The following is a 21,183-nucleotide window of genomic DNA, read 5'->3' as shown; positions in this document are numbered from 1 at the left end:
TTATCTCAAACAAGGGCGATTTTTCAGCCCGATATCCGAAGAAACCGGTGACCGGGCTGGCGTTACATCATCACCACGTCGAACTGCTCCTGAGTGTAGAGCGCTTCAACATGAACTTTAACCTGCTTGCCGACAAAGATTTCGACTTCAGCCAGTGCATGAGACTCGTCAGTTTTTAACGCCTCACCCACCGTCGGTGAAACATAGACCAGAAAGCGGTCAGAATCATAAGCGTGATGAACCCGGACAATCTCACGCATGATTTCATAGCAGACCGTTTCAACAGTTTTCAGCGTGCCGCGCCCTTTGCAGACCGGGCAGTCCTGACACAAAACGTGCTCAATGCTTTCACGGGTACGCTTACGCGTCATCTCCACCAGACCCAGCGCCGAGAAACCATTAATACCGGTTTTAACCCGATCTTTACTGAGCGCGCTTTCCAGCGAATGCAATACCCGGCGGCGATGGTCTTCGTTGCTCATATCGATGAAGTCGATAATGATGATGCCACCAAGATTACGCAGTCGCAGCTGACGTGCGATCGCCTGAGTGGCTTCAACATTGGTATTAAAGATCGTCTCATCAAGGTTACGATGGCCGACAAACGCACCGGTGTTGATATCGATGGTGGTCATCGCTTCGGTCTGATCGATGATCAGATATCCGCCTGACTTTAGTTCAACTTTGCGATCCAGCGAGCGCTGAATCTCATTTTCGACGTCAAACAGGTCGAAAATAGGCTGTTTACCGTTGTAGAGCTCCAGCTTACCGGCCATTTCCGGGATATATTCACCGGTAAATTCCACCAGCATGTCGCAGGTCAGGCGGGAGTCGACCCGGATGCGATCCAGCGCCGCGCCCGCAAAATCACGCAGAATACGCTGGGCCAGAGCCAGCTCACCGTAGAGCAGGCAGCGGGTCTGATTGCGCTTTTTACGCTCGCTGACTTTGGTCCAGAGTCGTTTGAGAAAAGCCGCGTCCTGCGCCAGCTCCTCTTCCCCGATGCCTTCTGCGGCGGTACGGATAATAAAGCCGCCCAGATCGTCGCAGTAGTCAGCCACGACCGCTTTAAGCCGATCGCGCTCTTTCTCGCTCTCAATACGCTGAGAGACACCCACATGCGATGCGCCTGGCATAAAGACCAGGTAACGCGAAGGCAGCGTGATGTCAGTGGTCAGCCGGGCACCTTTGGTGCCAAGCGGATCTTTGACGACCTGAACCACCAGATCCTGTCCCTGCCGCACCAGCTCGGCGATATCCCGCACGATAAAGTTTTTCTTTTCGTCGCCCGCCACACATTCAGTATGCGGCATGATATCTGAGGCATGCAGAAAGGCCGCTTTCTCCAGACCGATATCAACAAAGGCGGCCTGCATGCCGGGCAGAACACGGCTTACACGGCCTTTATAAATATTGCCAACGATGCCGCGCCGCGCCTCACGCTCAATGTGAATTTCCTGCAGTATGCCGCCGTCGATATAGGCAACACGTGTTTCAGAAGGCGTCACGTTTACCAGTAATTCAGCCGTCATGTTGACCCCTTACGGCACGCAGTGACTCGAAATGGCTGATCAACTCCCCTGTCTCAACCAAGGGTAATCCGACCACTGCATGGTAGCTTCCATTAATTTTGCGGACAAAGTTTCCTCCCCTGCCCTGAATACCGTATGCACCCGCTTTATCCATTGGCTCGCCGGTCGCGATATAGTCGTCGATGTCGGTGGCGGTTAAGGTGCGGAATGTCACATCAGTGATTACGACGCAATCCAGCGCCTGCTGACTGTCGGCCAGCGCTACCGCCGTCATCACCTGATGCGTATGACCAGAGAGTTTGCACAGCATCGCGCGGGCATCAGCGGCATCGCGCGGCTTTTCCAGCACTTCGCCATTCAGCACCACAATCGTATCCGCGCCCAGCACCGGCAGATCCTGCGCGGCCAGTTTGACACCCGCCTGCGCTTTATCATTGGCCAGACGGCGGACATAGATTTCCGCCGCTTCGTTCGGCTGACGCTGCTCTTCAACGTCAGTCACGATGCGCTCGAATGTCAGACCAAGTTGAGTTAACAGCTCACGACGACGCGGTGAACCGGAAGCAAGATAGAGGGTTACCATAAATTTCCTTATTGAACAGCGAACTGACGACGAATTTTTCTCATTAATAAGAATAGCCAGGGCCAGAGAATACCGTCGACGACACTGCTCCAGAAAATTTCAGGTCGGAATGAAACGTTGATTACCAGGAATTCAGCCCAGAAGACAATCACATCCATCGCCAGCGACAGCACCATAACCATTAACGCTTGCTGCCACAACGCTAAGTTGCGGAATAACTGGAACTTAAAGGCAATCAGGTAGGCGATGATACTGAGCGCCAGCGCACGCACGCCGAGTGTGGAACCCGCAATCAGATCCATGATGGCACCCAGCACAAATCCGCTGCCGACATTGACCCGATGCGGCAGTGCGAGCACCCAATAGATAAGGATCAACAGCAGCCATGAGGGCCGGAACATATAAATTTCATCCGGCCAGGGCATGATCTGCAGGACAAGCGCAACCAAGAAGGAGAGCCAGATGACCCAACGTCCCTGGCTGCGATATCGACTCAAGGCTGCCCCCCGCGTGAACGCGAGGAGTTGCTTTGTCCACTGCTGCTGGTGGCTGACGGTGCAGGCGGTCCCATCTGTACGGCAGGCGCAGGCGGGCCCATTTCTCCCGCAGGCGGTAAGACCTGCGGCATCATCTGCATCAGACGCTCGTTCGCAACGCGATGAACTTCATCCTGCGGCAGCGGCATATCACCATTGCGATCGGCGCCCCACAGCAGCAGCAGGTAACGCAGACGCTGCAGACCCGCGGTCGGATGCGCCTGAATCACCGTATAGGCGCGTTGGGTATCCACTTTTACCGAGGAAACCACACCCACCGGATAGCCTTCAGGGAATCGGCCACCGATACCTGAAGTCACCAGCACATCGCCGACCCGAATGTCCGTATTACCCGGCAGATGCTCAAGCTGAAGATCTTCAGTACAACCGTTACCTGCGGCAATGACACGAATATCATTACGCAGCACCTGAATCGGCAGGGCATGTGACGCATCACAGATCAGCAGAACACGGCTGGTGAGTTGTCCGACAGCGATGACCTGACCGACTACCCCTTTATCACTGATGACCGGCTGGCCTTCATAGACGCCGTTAACGCTGCCTTTGTCGATTACCACCTGGTCGGTGTAAGGATCGGTGCCGGTAGAAATGACCTGTGTCACCATCTTTTGCTCATCCTGACGCAGCGGTGAACCCAGCAGTTCACGCAGGCGTGCGTTTTCCTGCTTATATTGCCCCAGCATTAGCAGGTTACTGTTTTTCAGGAAGAGCTCACGACGTAACGCTTTGTTTTCCTGCTCGAGTTGCTGACGCGACGCCAGCGACTCTGACACGCCATCCAGTAGCTGACGTGGCCCATTGGCCAGGAAGTAAAACGGACTGACCGACGTATCCAGATAGTTGCGTATTTGGGTGAAAGAACCCACACGGCTGTCGGCAATGATAATGGCAATCGCCACGATAACCGCCAGGAATAGACGCAACTGCAGGGAAGGTCCCCTGCTAAAAATCGGCTTCATATAATCTGCGTGATCCTCGACAACAGGAGAGGAAGCGACGGCGTAACACCGTGCTTCCCTGGGCTGAACGCACTGCACCGGCACAGATTGCGCCGGTTCACATGCCACTCCCTCGCATGATCATTGCGTTCTTAGCCGGTTGAGGCAATTATTCTTCGCTGAACAAATCGCCGCCATGCATGTCGATCATTTCCAGCGCTTTGCCGCCACCGCGAGCCACACAGGTCAGTGGATCCTCAGCAACCACAACCGGAATGCCAGTCTCTTCCATCAGCAGACGATCCAGGTTGCGCAGTAACGCACCACCGCCGGTCAGCACCATGCCGCGCTCCGAAATATCTGAAGCCAGCTCAGGCGGACACTGCTCAAGGGCAACCATCACCGCGCTAACGATGCCGGTTAATGGCTCCTGCAGCGCTTCCAGAATTTCATTAGAGTTCAGTGTAAAGCCGCGCGGTACACCTTCTGCCAGGTTACGACCACGCACTTCGATCTCACGGACTTCATCACCCGGATAGGCTGAACCGATCTCATGCTTAATACGTTCTGCGGTCGCTTCGCCGATCAGTGAACCGTAGTTACGACGCACATAATTAATAATAGCTTCATCGAAACGATCGCCACCAATACGCACTGACGAGGAGTAGACCACACCGTTCAGCGAGATCACCGCCACTTCTGTGGTACCGCCACCAATATCCACCACCATTGAGCCAGTCGCTTCTGAAACGGGCAGACCCGCACCAATTGCTGCAGCCATCGGCTCTTCAATCAGAAACACTTCACGCGCGCCTGCGCCCTGAGCGGATTCACGAATCGCGCGGCGTTCAACCTGTGTTGCCCCGACGGGTACGCAGACCAGCACACGCGGGCTGGGACGCATAAAACTGTTGCTGTGAACCTGCTTGATGAAGTGTTGCAGCATCTTTTCGGTCACGAAGAAGTCAGCAATAACGCCATCTTTCATCGGACGAATCGCTGCGATATTGCCTGGCGTACGGCCAAGCATCTGTTTGGCCTCATGACCCACGGCCGCAACACTTTTCGGTGAACCGGCACGATCCTGTCGAATAGCGACGACGGAGGGCTCGTTCAGTACGATGCCCTGTCCTTTCACGTAAATCAGGGTATTCGCGGTACCCAGGTCAATGGACAAGTCGTTGGAAAACATGCCACGAAATTTTTTAAACATACTAAGGGGTAATCCTGCAAGCTGGGGGCGGAAAATAAAATCCGCTTACTTTACCAACCACACGAAGCTGCCACAAGGCGCAAAAACGTTCTGCTTCGGTGAAAAAAGACGCCTGATTGCGTTTAAGTCATCTGAACTGGCGATCCACAACAGCAGAATGGCGACCAGACGCCATCAGCACTGCATTTCACGCTATTTCCCCTCGCCCTGTCCGACATAAAATCTAACATTTCCGGCAGTAAGTTCAGAGGTTCAGACGCGAATAAACATTAAAAAAAACCGTAAATTTCCGTCAGTACGACCGCAATTCATTAAATACGGTAACGTTGTGAATACTTCTTCACGTTACTGTTAACCGGAAGCGAGGGAGCAAAAAAGTCGCCCTGCCCACCTGCTACGCCCAACGCGACTAAAGTTTGCCACTCCGCTTTAGTGCGGACACCGGTAGCAAACACCTGAATGCCCGTACATTTACAGACTTCCAGCAGACTCTGCACAAACAGCTGATTTTCAGTCCGGCGCTCAATATTGCGTACCAGACCGGCATCAAGCTTGATCAGTTCCAGCGGCAGCTGTCGTATGTAGGCGCTGCTTACCACGGTTAAACCCGCCTGATTTACCGCAACCCGACAGCCAAAAGCCTTAAGTGCGCGGAAAACTGGCGTTAAACGGTTGATGTGTTGACAAACATCTGCCTCGGCAAGTTCAAATAAAAATCGTTTTCTTTGCGCTTTCGGGCACTGCAGCAGCATGTTCTGCAGCCAGAGGACAAAAGAGCGCTGCAGAAGCGAGGTAATCGTCACCGGGATCACCAGCGTCTCTTCTGGCCAGAGTTCAGAGAGTGCCGCAATGCGAGTCATTAACTGGCGATCCCAGCCATCAGCCATGCCGAGCTGCTGTACCAGGGGCATATATTCTGCGGCCAGCACTTCTTTATCGCCGTCGAAGATGCGGGTCAGCATCACCCGGTGCTGTACCTTACCCTCAATATTGACGGTGGGTTTATGATAGAGCCGCGGGCCGCCACGGCTAAGCGTGTTCTCCAGCAGGGTTCGCCAGCGCACACTACCCCGCCCGGCGTCCTGCGGATTTCCGGCACCATTGGTCCAGTTGTTGCCGCCCAGCAGTGCCGCACGTCGGGTAGCCATTTCGGCATTTTCCATCACCTGCGGCACAGTCTGCCCGCTGTGCCAGGCGCTGATACCGATATGGATGAGATCATCACGATTAACCAGCCGCATCGGCGGCAGGGAATCAACGGCATTGATCAGCTGATCCGCAATACTGTTTGCCTCTTTGAGACTGCGATGCGGCAGTAGCACGGCAAAATCACTGCGGAAATAGCGTGCCAGCAGGGCGCCAGGATAGCGCAGCACAAAGGTGGAAAGCATGTTGACGAAATTGAAGAGGTACTCCTCAACCAGCCCCGGCTCCAGCGAATCCTTCAGCGTGTCCAGATCGGGCAGGCGCACCATCATCACCACACCATGGGTGCCGACTGCTTCCTGATCCTCCAGCAGGGTGGCGAGCTGGTTATCAAAGAACAGCCGGTTGTTGAGACCGGTGCGTCCATCCTGCGCAGCAAAGGTGCGGATCAGCGTGTCGATACGCAGACGCTGCTCGCCCGCCTCCTGCAGATCCGCCAGCAACACATCCAGTGCGCGGCTCGCTCTCGGTGGCCACTCATCCGCACCGCGTTTCGGCATTACACCGCGCTCACCGCTGATAATCGCCTCTGCCCGTACTTCAAGATGCTCCATACCGCGCCACTGCCGACTGAGCCAGCGATGCATCAGCAGCAGCACCAGACTCATCACCAGCATGACGGTAAACAGGATGCCCAGCGTAGAGGTGCCGGTAATGGAGCGCAGCCAGGTTTTGGCAGGATCAAGGGTGACGACCCGCAGCTCTAAACCCGTCTGGTGCATCAAAGGCACATCGACCTGGATAAAACGATTAGGCTCGTCTTCCAGCATCTGGTTTTCGTGTCGGGAGAGGGTAAGGAAAGTCTGCCTGCCGTTGTGAAGAGAAATCTGCTCGGCATTCATTATCGGCATCATACGCGTGAGCCAGACATGCAGCTCTGCCGGCGTCTGGGTGAACATCGCCTGATCCACTTCGGTCGCCAGTATCTGCGCCCGATGTTCAACCCGCTGATGACTGAACCAGAAAACACTGAATGCACAGCCTGCCAGCATCAACGACATGGCCAGCAGGCTTAAAAAGGTAATAAACGCAGATAATTTTGTGGTTAATCGCATCCCTGTGCCTGTATTACTGCGGTGATAACCGGATCACCCAACCTTGTACCGTCAGCCTGACGAAAACGCGAGCAAAAATAGCATAATTTGCCGTTGCCGACAGCGCCGGGACGTATGAAGCCGAAGTATATCGTCGGGATATCATCGCTGACGTTGATCCTGGCACTTTTCGGTGCATTCTCATCGTACTGGCCAGCCAGGAAATTTCACATTTTCAGGGCGAAAATGGCTGATATCAGTAATAGTCATCATGCTGGTTAATGACATCCTGTCTGGAGAGGGCACCATGAAACGCACACCCCGTCTGACCGAAGCCGACGTAACGCCGGAAAGCATTTTTAACATGAAGCGCCGCCAGGTGCTGAAAACGCTGGGACTGAGCGCAGCGGCGATGGGTATGCCGGGCGTGGCGCAAGCCGATATTCTCAGCTGGTTCAAAGGCAACGATCGCCCACCCGCGCCAGCAGGCCGGCCGCTGGACTTTACCAAACCAGCGCAATATCAGGCCGATCTGACCTTAACGCCTGCGGATAAAGTTTCCGGCTATAACAACTTCTATGAGTTCGGGCTGGATAAGGCCGATCCGGCTGCCAATGCCGGTACGCTGAAAACAGAGCCCTGGAAACTGACCATTGATGGCGAAGTGGCTAAACCCGTGACCCTGGATATGGATGACATCTTTAAACGGTTTGCCATGGAGCAGCGAATCTATCGCATGCGCTGCGTGGAGGCCTGGTCGATGGTGGTGCCCTGGATAGGCTTTGAGCTGAATAAGCTTATCTCTCTGGCGGAACCCACCAGCAAAGCGCGTTTTGTCGCCTTCCAGACGCTGTACGATCCTGAGCAGATGCCAGGTCAGAAAGATCGCTTTATTGGCGGCGGACTCAATTATCCCTATGTCGAAGGTTTACGTCTGGATGAAGCCATGCATCCGCTGACCATTCTGACTACCGGCGTCTATGGCAAAGCGCTGCCGCCGCAGAATGGCGCTCCGATTCGCCTGACGGTGCCGTGGAAATATGGTTTTAAGGGCATTAAGTCGATTGTCAAAATCACCCTGACCGCAAATCAGCCACCAACGACCTGGAACCAGATCGCCGCAGATGAATATGGTTTTTATGCCAATGTGAATCCGCATGTTAATCATCCACGCTGGTCGCAGGCCACTGAGCGATTTATTGGCCCGGGCGGCAGTCTGAAGGTCGAACGTCAGCCAACGCTGCTGTTTAACGGCTATGCCGAACAGGTTGCGTCGCTCTATCGTGGCCTGGATTTACGGGGGAATTACTAGGTGGTACGCCTGTCGATAAAACAGATCACCTGGCTTAAGGTGATTCTGCATCTGGCGGCCCTGTTGCCGCTGGTTTATCTGGTTCTTGCCGCGATGCAGGGCGGCCTGAGTGCGGATCCGGCAAAAGATATTCAGCATTTTACCGGCCGCATGGCGCTGAAACTGCTGCTGGGTACGCTGCTGGTCTCACCGCTGGCACGTTATGGCAGGCAACCGCTGTTAATCCGCACCCGGCGTCTGCTTGGCATCTGGACGTTTGTCTGGGCTTCTCTCCATCTGCTGAGCTATTACCTGCTGGAGCTGGGCGCTGACAATCTGCGTCTGCTGGGCAGCGAGCTGATTTCCCGTCCCTATCTGACACTGGGGATTATCAGCTGGCTGATATTACTGGCCCTGGCGCTGACGTCGTTTCAGCGCGCTCAGCGCAAGCTCGGTAAGCGATGGCAAACTCTGCACAACGCGGTCTATCTGGTGGCCATTCTGGTGCCGATTCACTATATCTGGTCAGTGAAAACCGTGTCACCCCAGCCACTTATCTACGCACTACTTGCTGCAATACTGTTAGCCTGGCGTTACAAAAAATTTCTCAAATGGTGGCCTCGCTAGCGCTTCACCCGTTGTTTTCCTCTGCACTTTTCTGATAAAAGATGTGGCCCGCAGGCCACATCCGATCATCTTCGCAGATAAGACCAGTATTTTGCTGCGAAATGACACGAAACGGATATAATGCCCGGCTTTATTGCTCGTCGGGTCTTCTTTTTCATTCTCAAAGGTGACAAATGAAGATTCGCAAGGTATTTTACGCGATGCCTCAATGATTGCGGGAGATGGCAGCACGATGGCGCATAAATTACATATTCTGCTTTTAAACGGGCCCAACCTGAACCTGTTGGGAACGCGTGAACCTGAGAAGTATGGTCATACCACGCTGCGTCAGATCGTTGACGATTTGACACGTCAGGCAGACCAGTTGAATGTGGAATTGAGCCACCTGCAAACCAATGCTGAATTTCAGCTGATTGATCGCATTCATGAGGCCAAAGGCAATGTGGATTACATCATTATTAATCCTGCCGCGTTTACCCATACCAGTGTCGCACTACGTGATGCCCTGCTGGCGGTAGAAATACCGTTTATCGAGGTTCATCTCTCCAACGTGCATGCCCGCGAGCCCTTCCGCCATCACTCCTATCTTTCTGATGTCTCTGCTGGCGTGATCTGTGGGCTTGGCGCTGACGGCTACACATGGGCTTTACAAACGGCAGTAAAACGCCTGTCTCAAACTAATTAATCAAACTGAGTACGGAACCCCACTCATGGATATTCGTAAAATTAAAAAACTGATCGAACTGGTTGAAGAGTCTGGCATTTCAGAGCTGGAAATTTCTGAAGGTGAAGAGTCCGTTCGCATCAGCCGTGCACCTGCAAACGTGGGTTACCCGATGATGCAGCAGACTTACGCTGCGCCGGTTCAACAGCCTGCTCTGGCAACAGCTGTTGCCCCTGTTGCAGCGGTTGCCGAAGCGGCACCGGCTGAAATCAGCGGTCACATCGTGCGTTCACCAATGGTAGGGACCTTCTACCGTACGCCGAGCCCGGATGCGAAAGCCTTTGTGGAAGTCGGCCAGAAAGTGAATGCCGGCGATACCTTGTGCATCGTCGAAGCCATGAAAATGATGAACCAGATCGAAGCTGACAAATCAGGTGTAGTGAAAGCTATCCTGGTTGAAAGCGGTCAGCCGGTCGAATTTGACGAGCCACTGGTTATCATCGAGTAACGGGGCAGATCATGCTGGATAAAATTGTTATTGCTAACCGTGGTGAGATTGCGCTGCGCATTCTGCGTGCCTGTAAAGAACTGGGCATCAAGACTGTTGCGGTACACTCAAGCGCGGATCGTGACCTGAAGCACGTGCTGCTGGCAGACGAAACCGTCTGCATCGGCCCGGCGCAGTCAGTTAAAAGTTACCTCAACATCCCGGCGCTGATCTCTGCTGCAGAGATCACCGGCGCGGTGGCGATTCACCCTGGCTACGGCTTCCTCTCTGAGAATGCCGATTTTGCTGAGCAGGTTGAGCGCTCCGGCTTTATCTTTATCGGTCCGAAAGCAGACACCATTCGCCTGATGGGCGACAAAGTCTCTGCGATTAATGCGATGAAGAAAGCAGGCGTCCCAACCGTACCCGGTTCTGACGGTTCGCTGACCGATGATATGGAAAAAAACCGTGCCTTTGCGAAGCGCATCGGTTATCCGGTCATCATCAAAGCCTCTGGCGGCGGCGGCGGTCGTGGTATGCGCGTTGTGCGCAGCGACAAAGATCTGGAACAATCCATCAACATGACGAAAGCGGAAGCCAAAGCGGCTTTCAGCAACGACATGGTTTACATGGAGAAGTATCTGGAGAATCCGCGCCACATCGAGATTCAGGTTCTGGCTGACGGCCAGGGCAACGCGATCTATCTGGGCGAACGTGACTGCTCTATGCAGCGTCGTCACCAGAAAGTGGTTGAAGAAGCGCCAGGCCCAGGTATTACTGAAGAACAGCGCAGCTTTATCGGCAATCGTTGTGCCAAAGCCTGTATTGAGATTGGCTATCGTGGCGCAGGTACCTTCGAGTTTCTGTACGAAAACGGTGAGTTCTACTTCATTGAGATGAACACCCGTATTCAGGTGGAACATCCGGTGACCGAGATGATCACCGGTGTGGATCTGATCAAAGAGCAGCTGCGCATTGCTGCGGGTCAGCCACTGTCGATCAAACAGGACGAAGTGGTTATTCGCGGACATGCGGTCGAGTGCCGTATTAACGCTGAAGATCCGGTCACCTTCCTGCCAAGTCCGGGTAAAATCACCCGCTTCCATGCGCCAGGCGGTTTTGGCGTGCGCTGGGAGTCGCATATTTACTCAGGCTACACCGTACCGCCGTATTACGACTCCATGATCGGTAAGCTGATCACCTATGGCGAAACGCGCGACGTGGCTATCGCCCGCATGAAGAATGCGCTGGCGGAACTGATCATCGACGGTATCAAAACCAACGTTGAACTGCAGATGAAAATCATGTCCGACGAAAACTTCCAGCACGGTGGAACCAATATCCACTATCTGGAGAAAAAACTCGGCTTGCACGAGAAGTAAACGCAACGCTGAGTCAGTCAGAGGCCGGTTAATCCGGCCTTTTTCTTTTGCCGCTGGCGTTAAGGTTGAATCATGGATGCTCGTTTTATACAGGCACATAAAGAGGCGCGCTGGTCGCTCTACCTCACCCTGCTCTGGCTCGCTGCCTGGGGGCTTTCTGCCTGGCTGGGTGGCAGTGAAATCGGTATCACCGGCCTGCCGCGCTGGTTTGAACTCTCCTGCCTGTTTGCTCCCCTGTTGTTCATATTCCTGTGCTGGATGATGGTGCGGTTAATTTTCCGCGACATGCCGCTGGAGGACACAAATGAACAGTGAAATTATCCTGCCGTTACTGATTTATCTGGTGTTGATTGCCGCGCTGTCGGTGTTTGCCGTGCGCAAAAGGCGCGAGGGTAGCTTCCTCACTGAATATTTCCTTGGCAGCCGCTCCATGGGCGGATTTGTGCTGGCGATGACGCTCACCACCACCTATATCAGCGCCAGCTCGTTTATTGGTGGTCCCGGTGCCGCCTACAAATATGGGCTGGGATGGGTATTGCTGGCGATGGTGCAGGTGCCCGCCGTCTGGCTCTCGCTGGGTGTGCTGGGGAAAAAGTTTGCCATCCTGGCGCGTAAGCATAATGCGGTGACGCTGAATGACATGCTCTACGCCCGCTATCAGAGCCCGCTGCTGATCTGGCTGGCAAGTCTGAGCCTGCTGGTTGCCTTTATCGGTGCCATGACGGTGCAGTTTATTGGCGGCGCGCGGCTGCTCGAAACCGCCGCAGGCATCCCGTATGACACGGGTCTGCTGATTTTTGGCGGCACTATTGCGCTCTACACCGCTTTTGGCGGGTTCCGTGCCAGCGTTCTCAATGACGCCATGCAGGGCATCGTGATGCTGATTGGCACATTTCTGCTGCTGTTCGCGGTGATTCATCAGGCTGGCGGCCTGAGCACGGCCGTGCAGAAACTGCATGACATTGATCCCGCTCTGCTGTCGCCGCAGGGACCGGGTGAGATTATAACGCCGACCTTCCTCAGTTCATTTGTCGTGCTGGTCTGCTTTGGGGTGATTGGCTTGCCGCATACTGCGGTGCGCTGCATCTCTTATAAAGACAGCAAGGCAGTCCATCGGGCCATTATTCTGGGTACCATTGTGGTGGTGATCCTGATGCTGGGAATGCATCTGGCCGGTGCGCTGGGCCGGGCGATACTGCCGAATCTGACCGTGCCGGATAGTGTTATACCCACCCTGATGATCACTGTGCTGCCACCGTTAGCTGCCGGACTGTTTCTGGCAGCCCCCATGGCCGCCATTATGTCGACCATTAATGCCCAGCTGTTACAGGCTTCGGCTACGCTGATCAAAGATCTCTATCTGCGTGTTGCCCCACAGCAGATGGAAAATGAGACGCGGCTGCGGCTGTTATCTGGCACCATTACGTTCGCACTGGGTCTCCTGCTGCTGATTGCGGCCTGGAATCCACCCGATATGATTATCTGGCTCAACCTGCTGGCCTTTGGCGGCCTTGAGGCGGTTTTCCTCTGGCCGCTGGTACTGGGTCTCTACTGGGAACGCGCTAATGCCGCAGGCGCCATCACCGGCATGGTGGTGGGTGGAGGCTGCTACGCTTTTCTGGCGAGCCTGAACCTGCAGATTCTGGGTTTTCATCCCATTGTGCCCTCACTGCTTTTAAGCCTGCTGGCATTTTTAGTGGGCAACCTGTTTGGACGCGCGCCGCAAACGGTCGACGCGCCGCAACATTGACGGAAAGAGAGACGTTATGCCGTGGATTCAAATCAAAATTAATAGCTCAGGTGAACACGCGGAAACGCTGAGCGATGCGCTGATGGACATCGGTGCGGTTTCAGTGACCTTTCAGGATACCAACGACACGCCGGTGTATGAGCCGCTGCCAGGTGAAACCCGCCTGTGGGGCGATACCGATGTTATCGGCCTGTTCGATGCAGAAACTGATATGGCCGCGATTACCGCCGAACTGGCGCAGCATCCGCTGCTGGGCGCCGGTTTTCGTCACCGGATCGAGCAGATCGAAGATAAAGACTGGGAGCGCGAATGGATGGAAAACTTCCATCCGATGCGCTTCGGTGAGCGGCTCTGGATCTGTCCGAGCTGGCGTGATGTGCCGGATCCTGATGCCGTCAACGTGATGCTCGATCCCGGCCTGGCGTTTGGGACCGGCACGCATCCGACCACCTCACTCTGCCTTACCTGGCTTGACGGGCTGGATCTGGTGGGCAAAACGGTGATCGATTTCGGCTGTGGTTCGGGGATCCTGGCGATCGCCGCACTGAAGCTGGGTGCGGCTCAGGCGATCGGGATTGATATCGATCCGCAGGCTATTCAGGCCAGCCGGGATAATGCTGAGCGCAACGGCGTCTCTGATCGCCTGTCGCTCTATCTGCCCCACCAGCAACCCGAAAATCTGCAGGCTGATGTGGTGGTGGCCAATATCCTGGCCGGCCCGCTACGTGAACTGGCCCCGCTGATCAGCGTTCTGCCGAAGTCTGGCGGTCATCTGGGCCTCTCGGGCGTGTTAGAGAGCCAGGCAGAGAGCGTCTGCGAAGCGTATGTCAGCGAGTTCACGCTCGACCCGGTTGCGGTTAAAGAGGAGTGGTGCCGGATTACCGGGATTAAATCCTGAATATAGCGCCTGTCTGCCCCCTCTGATATCGCGCTGCCCGTAACAAAGTGCCTTAACAGAACATTCAGCCAGCCCGTAGCGTAAGTTGCGGGCTTTCCCGATTTGAAATGGATGCTTGTATCGTTAATCACGGCATGTGACGTTTTTTATCTGGCGAATTGACGTACTTTTCTGGAAAAACTTTTGCTCACAATTTCAGCATAAATTGTTAAATCATTGATATTTAAGATTAATAAATATGCGCATCGATCATGACCCGGATTTCATTGATTTTTCTTGCTGATTGTTCAAAGTTTGGCCTTTCATCTTCCTGCAAAAATGCGTAATATACGCCGCCTTGCAGACACAGTATGGCCATTCTGACTTCATGCGTATTGGAAACCTCCAGCTGAGAAATCGACTGATTGCAGCACCGATGGCCGGTATTACCGACAGGCCGTTCAGGGCGCTGTGTCACGAAATGGGTGCAGGCATGGCAGTTTCTGAGATGTTGTCTTCAAACCCGGAAGTCTGGGCTAGCGACAAATCTCGATTACGTATGGTTCACAGCGATGAGCCAGGCATTCGCGCCGTGCAAATTGCCGGTTGCGATCCCAGTGAAATGGCGCAAGCTGCACGCATTAATGTTGAGGCTGGTGCACAGGTCATCGACATTAATATGGGATGCCCTGCCAAGAAGGTTAACCGCAAAATGGCGGGTTCAGCCTTGCTGCAATATCCCACCGTGGTGGAGTCAATTCTCTCCGCAGTGGTTAATGCAGTGAATGTGCCGGTTACGCTGAAAATTCGTACTGGCTGGGATCCTGAAAACAGGAACTGTGTCGCGATTGCCCAATTGGCTGAACGCTGCGGTATACAGGCTCTGACGATACATGGTCGCACTCGTGCCTGCCTGTTCAACGGAGAAGCTGAATATGACAGCATTCGGACAGTTAAGCAGAGTGTCTCCATTCCGATTATCGCGAATGGAGACATAACTGACCCGCATAAAGCCAGAGCGGTGCTCGACTATACAGGGGCCGATGCTCTGATGATAGGACGTGCTGCTCAGGGAAGACCGTGGATCTTCCGGGAAATCCAGCATTATCTGGACACTGGGGAGTTGCTTGCCCCGCTGCCGATGGCAGAGGTCAAGCGCTTGCTTGTTTCGCATATACGTGAGCTGCACGACTTTTACGGTTCAGGCAAGGGATACCGTATAGCGCGAAAGCACGTCTCCTGGTACCTGCAGGAGCACGCCCCGAATGACCAGTTTCGGCGCACATTCAACGCCATTGAGGATGCCAGCGAACAGCTGGAGGCGTTGGAGGCATACTTCGAAAATCTTGCGTAACGAAATAAAGAGCTGAAAGAACTATGTTCGAACAACGCGTAAATTCTGACGTACTGACCGTTTCAACCGTTAACTCACAGGATCAGGTAACTCAAAAACCTTTGCGTGATTCGGTTAAACAGGCACTGAAGAACTATTTTGCTCAACTGAATGGTCAGGATGTGAGCGACCTGTATGAGCTGGTTTTGGCTGAAGTCGAGCAGCCTCTGTTGGACATGGTGATGCAGTATACCCGTGGCAATCAGACCCGTGCTGCCCTGATGATGGGTATCAACCGCGGTACGCTGCGTAAGAAATTGAAAAAATACGGCATGAACTGATTTTTAGTTCTGTCTGTAAATCACGCCAGCCTTCGGGCTGGCGTTTTTATTTGTGCGTCGACGCACAAAGCCCCGGTAATGATAGTGAAACAGTTTCCGGTAATATGGTAACTGTAGTTGCAATCGCTGGCGTGATATTTCACCCTCTCGCTTTCGCCCGCTGTGATTTGACTTAGTGCCTGCCTGACCCTCACCTCGCTTCACATCCCCGCCACTGCTGGGTATGTGACTTTCTGCGCATTAAAAAGCAACGCAATCTCTTCATACATTTCTGCCTGAGTGAATGCTCACACTGCTCCCACATAGTGAAACTATTTGCACTAAATGTGATCGGGTCGACTCGCATTGCTTCCTTTTGGTGCGCCATATTAGCGGAACTTTCTAAGTGCTTCCGATTATTAACCGTTCTTTCATACGAATTCAGGAACCTGCAAACCTGGCATCAGCTTTGCAGAGTCGTGGATGGCTGACCGCCACAGACAGGAAAACGCACACTAAAGTGCGCAAACATAACAACATGATCCCGCCACACAGGATGCTTTATGAAAAAGATGATGCTCTCTACGCTGATCGCTGCTGCCTCGCTGGTTGCCGTTGCTCAGCAAGCACACGCAGGCACCACACTGGATGCGATAAAGAAAAAAGGGTTTGTTCAATGTGGTATCAGTGACGGCTTGCCGGGCTTCTCCTATGCAGATGCTGGCGGCAAGTTTACCGGTATCGATGTGGATGTGTGTCGTGCGACGGCTGCCGCTGTGTTTGGTGATGCGACCAAAGTGAAATATACCCCGCTGACCGCGAAAGAGCGTTTTACCGCCCTGCAGTCCGGCGAGGTGGATGTGCTTTCACGTAATACCACCTGGACCTCATCGCGCGATGGCGGCATGGGCTTCCTGTTTGCGGGCGTGAACTATTACGACGGTATCGGCTTCCTGACTCACCAGAAGGCCGGCCTGAAAAGTGCGAAAGAGCTGGATGGTGCCACCGTCTGTATTCAGGCGGGAACCGACACCGAGCTGAACGTAGCGGACTTCTTTAAAGCCAACAAAATGCAATATACGCCTGTAACCTTCGACCGCTCTGATGAATCGGCTAAAGCGCTGGATAGCGGACGTTGCGATACGCTGGCGTCTGACCAGTCTCAGCTTTACGCATTACGCATTAAGCTGGGCAAACCGGACGAATTTATTGTTCTGCCCGAAGTGATCTCCAAAGAGCCGCTGGGGCCGTTGGTGCGTCGTGGTGATGATGACTGGTTCACCATCGTGAAGTGGTCGCTCTACGCCATGCTGAATGCGGAGGAGATGGGCATCTCCTCGAAGAACGTTGACCAGATGACGGCCAAGCCAACCACACCAGACATGGCACACTTCCTGGGCGCCGAAGGTGATTTTGGTAAGGATCTGAAGCTGGATAACAAGTGGGCCTACAACATCGTCAAGCAGGTGGGTAACTATCAGGAAAGCTTTGACCGTAACGTCGGTAAAGACAGCGCACTGAAGATTGCACGTGGTCAGAATGCGTTGTGGAACCAGGGCGGTATTCAGTACGCACCACCGGTACGTTAACAGACCTCACTAATCGGGCACCCTATTCTGTGGTGCCCTACCCCAGCTTTCGTTACTGAGGTTTCAACATGTCACAACGCCCAACCGTGAAAAGGGATATTTCATTTGGTAATCCCACGGTTCGCGCCTGGATTTATCAGTTCATCGCCGTCGTCGCGGTGCTTGGTGTGGTGGGTTATCTGGTGCATAACACCATTATTAACCTTGCCAACCGCGGTATTACATCGGGGTTTGGATTTCTTGAGCGCACTGCCGGTTTCGGCATCGTTCAGCATCTGATTGAGTACACTGAGGGAGATACCTACGCGCGCGTGTTTCTGGTCGGATTAACCAACACGCTGCTGGTCTCTGCACTCTGTATTGTTTTCGCTTCGGTTCTCGGATTCGCGGTCGGTCTTGCCCGCCTTTCTGACAACTGGCTGCTGCGGAAACTCTCGAATATCTATATCGAAACCTTCCGTAATATCCCACCCCTGCTGCAAATCTTCTTCTGGTACTTTGCAGTCTTACGCAATCTGCCGGGCCCACGTCAGGCGCTGAATGCTTTTGACCTGGCATATGTCAGTAATCGCGGACTCTACGTTCCGTGGCCGACCTATGCAGCAGGCAGCTGGCCGTTTGTGATCGCACTGCTTCTGGCCGCGGCTGTGAGCTATGGCCTGTACCGCTTTAACCGTAAACATCAGCTGAAAACCGGTCAGTTACGTCGCACATGGCCCGCTGCCGTTGCGATGCTGATTCTCTTTCCTTTGCTTGCGCACCTTGGGTTTGGCCCAGCCACGCACTGGGATGTGCCACAACTGCGCGGTTTCAATTTCCGTGGCGGCTCGGTGATGATACCGGAGCTGGCAGCCCTGACGCTGGCACTGTCGATTTATACCTCGTCATTTATTGCTGAAGTGATCCGCTCCGGGATCCAGTCGGTCCCCTATGGTCAGCATGAAGCAGCGCGGTCGCTGGGGCTGCCTAATCCGGTTACGCTGCGCCAGGTGATTATTCCTCAGGCCATGCGCGTCATTATTCCGCCACTAACCAGCCAGTATCTGAACATCGTGAAGAACTCTTCACTCGCCGCCGCTATCGGTTATCCCGATATGGTGTCGCTGTTTGCCGGATCGGTACTGAATCAGACCGGTCAGGCCATCGAGACGATTGCTATCACGATGGGCGTTTACCTGATTATCAGCCTGCTGATATCAATGCTTATGAACTTCTACAACCGCAAAATTGCGCTGGTTGAGCGTTAAGAGAACGGGATAACTATGTCTGTGACTACGCATGAAACGCCCCCCGTCCCGACGACTCTGGTCAGTCGCGCCTGGTTTTGGGCTCGTAAAAACCTGTTTTCCAGCTGGTTTAATACGCTACTGACGCTGTTTTGCATCTGGGTTATCTGGCACGTCATTCCGCCCGCGCTGAACTGGCTGGTCTTTCAGGCAAACTGGATCGGCACCACGCGCGCCGATTGCACCAAAGAGGGTGCCTGTTGGGTCTTTATCCATGCTCGTTTCGGCCAGTTCATGTATGGGCTTTACCCGCATGAATTGCGCTGGCGTATTAACCTGGCGCTGGTGATCGGCCTGCTGTCGATTGTGCCGATGTTCCTGAAGAGCCTGCCGTATCGTGGACGCTACATTGCTGCCTGGGCTGTCATCTATCCGGTGATTGTCTGGTTTCTGCTGTATGGCGGCTATCTGGGGCTGGAACGCGTCGAAACACGTCAGTGGGGCGGGTTAACGCTGACGCTGATTATTGCGTCGGTGGGTATTGCCGGTGCGCTGCCGCTGGGTATTTTGCTGGCACTGGGCCGTCGCTCACGCATGCCGGTCGTGCGCACGTTGTCGATTATCTTTATTGAGTTCTGGCGCGGCGTGCCGCTGATTACCGTACTGTTTATGTCATCCGTGATGCTGCCGCTGTTTATGTCTGAAGGCACTAACATCGACAAGCTGGTGCGCGCGCTGGTCGGGGTCATTCTGTTCCAGTCCGCCTATGTGGCAGAGGTGGTTCGCGGTGGCCTGCAGGCACTGCCGAAAGGTCAGTACGAAGCAGCCGAATCTCTGGCGCTGGGCTACTGGAAGACGCAGATGCTGGTTATTCTGCCCCAGGCGCTGAAGCTCACTATTCCCGGCCTGGTCAATACCATCATCGCACTGTTTAAAGATACCAGCCTGGTCATCATCATTGGTCTTTTCGATCTGTTCAGCAGCGTCCAGCAGGCAACGGTCGATCCGACCTGGCTGGGGATGTCGACCGAAGGTTATGTCTTTGCTGCACTGGTCTATTGGATCTTCTGTTTTAGCATGTCGCGCTACAGCCAGTATCTGGAAAAGCGCTTTCACACCGGGCGTACATCGCACTGAGGTTTTACATGACTGACTCTATGACACACTCTTCCGACGCGTTGATGATCTCGCTTGAGAACGTGAATAAATGGTACGGGCAATTCCATGTACTGAAAGACATCAACCTGCAGGTTAAACCCCGTGAACGCATCGTACTGTGCGGACCTTCCGGCTCCGGCAAATCGACGACGATCCGCTGTATCAACCATCTGGAAGAGCATCAGCAGGGCCGCATTGTTGTTGACGGTATCCATCTTAATGATGACGTTCGTAACATTGAGCGCGTGCGCACCGAAGTCGGTATGGTCTTCCAGCACTTCAATCTCTTTCCACATCTGACCGTACTGCAAAACTGCACGCTGGCACCTTCCTGGGTAAGAAAGATTCCAAAGAAGGAAGCTGATGAGCTGGCCATGCACTATCTGCAACGCGTGCGTATTGCCGAGCATGCACATAAGTTTCCGGGCCAGCTCTCTGGCGGACAGCAGCAGCGTGTCGCCATCGCCCGCTCACTCTGTATGAAGCCCAAAATTATGCTGTTTGATGAGCCCACGTCAGCGCTGGATCCTGAGATGGTTAAAGAGGTGCTGGATACGATGATTGGTCTGGCGGAGGATGGGATGACTATGCTGTGCGTCACCCATGAGATGGGCTTTGCCCGAACGGTGGCTGACCGGGTGATCTTTATGGATCGGGGAGAGATCGTCGAAGTCGCGCCACCGCAGGAGTTTTTTGCGAATCCAAAATCGGAGCGTACCCGGGCGTTTCTATCGCAGGTTATTCACTGATCAGACGTTCAGTTATCTCACTACCCGGCCTGGTGCCGGGTTTTTTATGGACTGAACAGCCGCTTTAATATGCTTACTGACCTGTTGCTGTTATGAATAAACAGACAGATACGCTGTGAAGAGGGAGTTTTATTGCGGTTTGCTACAACGAAAAAAGCCCTTCGCATACGCAAAGGGCTCTCTCTTATTTGATGCCTGGCAGTTCCCTACTCTCGCATGGGGAGACCCCACACTACCATCGGCGCTACGGCGTTTCACTTCTGAGTTCGGCATGGGGTCAGGTGGGACCACCGCGCTACAGCCGCCAGGCAAATTCTTTTATTTACCGAACTCGTGTCTTAACTGGTGCTGATACCCAGAGTCGAACTGGGGACCTCACCCTTACCAAGGGTGCGCTCTACCAACTGAGCCATATCAGCACACTAAATTTGATGCCTGGCAGTTCCCTACTCTCGCATGGGGAGACCCCACACTACCATCGGCGCTACGGCGTTTCACTTCTGAGTTCGGCATGGGGTCAGGTGGGACCACCGCGCTAAAGCCGCCAGGCAAATCTTGGTGCACGAAACGAATCTTTCACGCCATGACCGCGTTGCCATCGCTCGGCCGCACCGGTCACATACTTCAGTATGCTCCCGCTGACGTCCTCGCTCTGCGCCATTAGTAC

The 21,183-nt window shown here is 54.0% G+C and carries 20 protein-coding genes, 1 tRNA gene and 2 rRNA genes; 14 read left to right on the top strand and 9 right to left on the bottom strand.

What is annotated here, in order from left to right:
- Positions 1–62: 62 nt before the first annotated feature.
- The 6 genes from rng to csrD form a co-directional block, all read right to left on the bottom strand.
- The gene (rng, locus tag AFL22_RS14465) at positions 63–1,532 is read right to left on the bottom strand and encodes a ribonuclease G (RefSeq protein ID WP_003855268.1); all 1,470 of its coding nucleotides are present in this window, start codon (positions 1,530–1,532) and stop codon (positions 63–65) included.
- The gene (locus AFL22_RS14460) at positions 1,522–2,115 is read right to left on the bottom strand and encodes a Maf family protein (protein ID WP_010699818.1); all 594 of its coding nucleotides are present in this window, start codon (positions 2,113–2,115) and stop codon (positions 1,522–1,524) included. Before AFL22_RS14460 ends, rng begins: the two co-directional genes overlap by 11 nt.
- A gap of 8 nt (positions 2,116–2,123) precedes the next feature.
- Positions 2,124–2,612, bottom strand: a complete 489-nt coding sequence (gene mreD, locus AFL22_RS14455) for a rod shape-determining protein MreD (protein WP_010256045.1) — start codon at positions 2,610–2,612, stop codon at positions 2,124–2,126.
- Entirely contained in the window at positions 2,609–3,631 is a 1,023-nt protein-coding gene (mreC, locus tag AFL22_RS14450) for a rod shape-determining protein MreC (protein ID WP_010256043.1), read from the bottom strand. Before mreC ends, mreD begins: the two co-directional genes overlap by 4 nt.
- A gap of 148 nt (positions 3,632–3,779) precedes the next feature.
- Positions 3,780–4,823 (bottom strand): rod shape-determining protein MreB, encoded by a 1,044-nt coding sequence (gene mreB / locus AFL22_RS14445; RefSeq protein WP_004385136.1) that lies wholly within the window; start codon positions 4,821–4,823, stop codon positions 3,780–3,782.
- A gap of 311 nt (positions 4,824–5,134) precedes the next feature.
- On the bottom strand, positions 5,135–7,084 hold the full coding sequence (gene csrD / locus AFL22_RS14440; RefSeq protein WP_010699819.1) for an RNase E specificity factor CsrD: 1,950 nt from the start codon (positions 7,082–7,084) through the stop codon (positions 5,135–5,137).
- A 286-nt stretch (positions 7,085–7,370) separates the two neighbouring features.
- Here csrD and msrP point away from each other — a divergent pair, with 286 nt between their 5' ends.
- From msrP to AFL22_RS14370, 14 genes are all read left to right on the top strand, one after another.
- Positions 7,371–8,375, top strand: coding sequence for a protein-methionine-sulfoxide reductase catalytic subunit MsrP (gene msrP, locus AFL22_RS14435; protein WP_033787988.1), 1,005 nt, complete (start codon positions 7,371–7,373; stop codon positions 8,373–8,375).
- Positions 8,376–8,981 carry a protein-methionine-sulfoxide reductase heme-binding subunit MsrQ gene (gene msrQ / locus AFL22_RS14430; protein ID WP_033787987.1) on the top strand — a complete coding sequence of 202 codons (606 nt, stop codon included), beginning with the start codon at positions 8,376–8,378 and terminating at the stop codon, positions 8,979–8,981.
- 232 nt (positions 8,982–9,213) lie between these two features.
- A complete protein-coding gene (gene aroQ / locus AFL22_RS14425) occupies positions 9,214–9,666 on the top strand; it encodes a type II 3-dehydroquinate dehydratase (protein ID WP_010256011.1) in 453 nt (150 codons plus the stop codon).
- 25 nt (positions 9,667–9,691) lie between these two features.
- Positions 9,692–10,153: an acetyl-CoA carboxylase biotin carboxyl carrier protein gene (accB, locus tag AFL22_RS14420; RefSeq protein WP_010256009.1), complete on the top strand. Its 462-nt coding sequence runs from the start codon at positions 9,692–9,694 to the stop codon at positions 10,151–10,153.
- A gap of 11 nt (positions 10,154–10,164) precedes the next feature.
- Positions 10,165–11,514, top strand: coding sequence for an acetyl-CoA carboxylase biotin carboxylase subunit (accC, locus tag AFL22_RS14415; RefSeq protein WP_010256007.1), 1,350 nt, complete (start codon positions 10,165–10,167; stop codon positions 11,512–11,514).
- A gap of 72 nt (positions 11,515–11,586) precedes the next feature.
- The gene (locus AFL22_RS14410; protein ID WP_010256005.1) at positions 11,587–11,829 is read left to right on the top strand and encodes a YhdT family protein; all 243 of its coding nucleotides are present in this window, start codon (positions 11,587–11,589) and stop codon (positions 11,827–11,829) included.
- Positions 11,819–13,264 carry a sodium/pantothenate symporter gene (panF, locus tag AFL22_RS14405; protein ID WP_010256003.1) on the top strand — a complete coding sequence of 482 codons (1,446 nt, stop codon included), beginning with the start codon at positions 11,819–11,821 and terminating at the stop codon, positions 13,262–13,264. The genes AFL22_RS14410 and panF overlap by 11 nt, the downstream gene beginning before the upstream one ends.
- Before the next feature lie 16 nt (positions 13,265–13,280).
- On the top strand, positions 13,281–14,162 hold the full coding sequence (prmA, locus tag AFL22_RS14400; RefSeq protein WP_010699821.1) for a 50S ribosomal protein L11 methyltransferase: 882 nt from the start codon (positions 13,281–13,283) through the stop codon (positions 14,160–14,162).
- Between the two features lie 367 nt (positions 14,163–14,529).
- Positions 14,530–15,495 carry a tRNA dihydrouridine synthase DusB gene (dusB, locus tag AFL22_RS14395; RefSeq protein ID WP_008925814.1) on the top strand — a complete coding sequence of 322 codons (966 nt, stop codon included), beginning with the start codon at positions 14,530–14,532 and terminating at the stop codon, positions 15,493–15,495.
- A gap of 23 nt (positions 15,496–15,518) precedes the next feature.
- On the top strand, positions 15,519–15,815 hold the full coding sequence (fis, locus tag AFL22_RS14390) for a DNA-binding transcriptional regulator Fis (protein WP_003855228.1): 297 nt from the start codon (positions 15,519–15,521) through the stop codon (positions 15,813–15,815).
- A 542-nt stretch (positions 15,816–16,357) separates the two neighbouring features.
- Positions 16,358–17,383 carry an amino acid ABC transporter substrate-binding protein gene (locus tag AFL22_RS14385; protein ID WP_010255984.1) on the top strand — a complete coding sequence of 342 codons (1,026 nt, stop codon included), beginning with the start codon at positions 16,358–16,360 and terminating at the stop codon, positions 17,381–17,383.
- A 68-nt stretch (positions 17,384–17,451) separates the two neighbouring features.
- On the top strand, positions 17,452–18,630 hold the full coding sequence (locus AFL22_RS14380; RefSeq protein WP_052271665.1) for an amino acid ABC transporter permease: 1,179 nt from the start codon (positions 17,452–17,454) through the stop codon (positions 18,628–18,630).
- Positions 18,631–18,645: 15 nt separating this feature from the next.
- Positions 18,646–19,746: an amino acid ABC transporter permease gene (locus AFL22_RS14375; protein ID WP_010255980.1), complete on the top strand. Its 1,101-nt coding sequence runs from the start codon at positions 18,646–18,648 to the stop codon at positions 19,744–19,746.
- Positions 19,747–19,754: 8 nt separating this feature from the next.
- Positions 19,755–20,516, top strand: coding sequence for an amino acid ABC transporter ATP-binding protein (locus AFL22_RS14370; RefSeq protein ID WP_010699823.1), 762 nt, complete (start codon positions 19,755–19,757; stop codon positions 20,514–20,516).
- Positions 20,517–20,709: 193 nt separating this feature from the next.
- Here the strand turns inward: AFL22_RS14370 and rrf (AFL22_RS14365) are convergent.
- The 3 genes from rrf (AFL22_RS14365) to rrf (AFL22_RS14355) form a co-directional block, all read right to left on the bottom strand.
- A 5S ribosomal RNA gene (gene rrf, locus AFL22_RS14365) occupies positions 20,710–20,825 on the bottom strand.
- Between the two features lie 34 nt (positions 20,826–20,859).
- A tRNA-Thr gene (locus AFL22_RS14360) sits at positions 20,860–20,935 on the bottom strand.
- 14 nt (positions 20,936–20,949) lie between these two features.
- Positions 20,950–21,065 (bottom strand): 5S ribosomal RNA (gene rrf / locus AFL22_RS14355).
- Positions 21,066–21,183 lie beyond the last annotated feature (118 nt).

Origin of the sequence: Pantoea sp. CFSAN033090 (assembly GCF_001264395.1) — a bacterium.
GTDB classification, from domain to species: domain Bacteria; phylum Pseudomonadota; class Gammaproteobacteria; order Enterobacterales; family Enterobacteriaceae; genus Pantoea; species Pantoea agglomerans.
The sequence above is the reverse complement of the archived record's forward strand: the minus strand, read 5'-3'. Positions and strand labels throughout refer to the sequence as shown.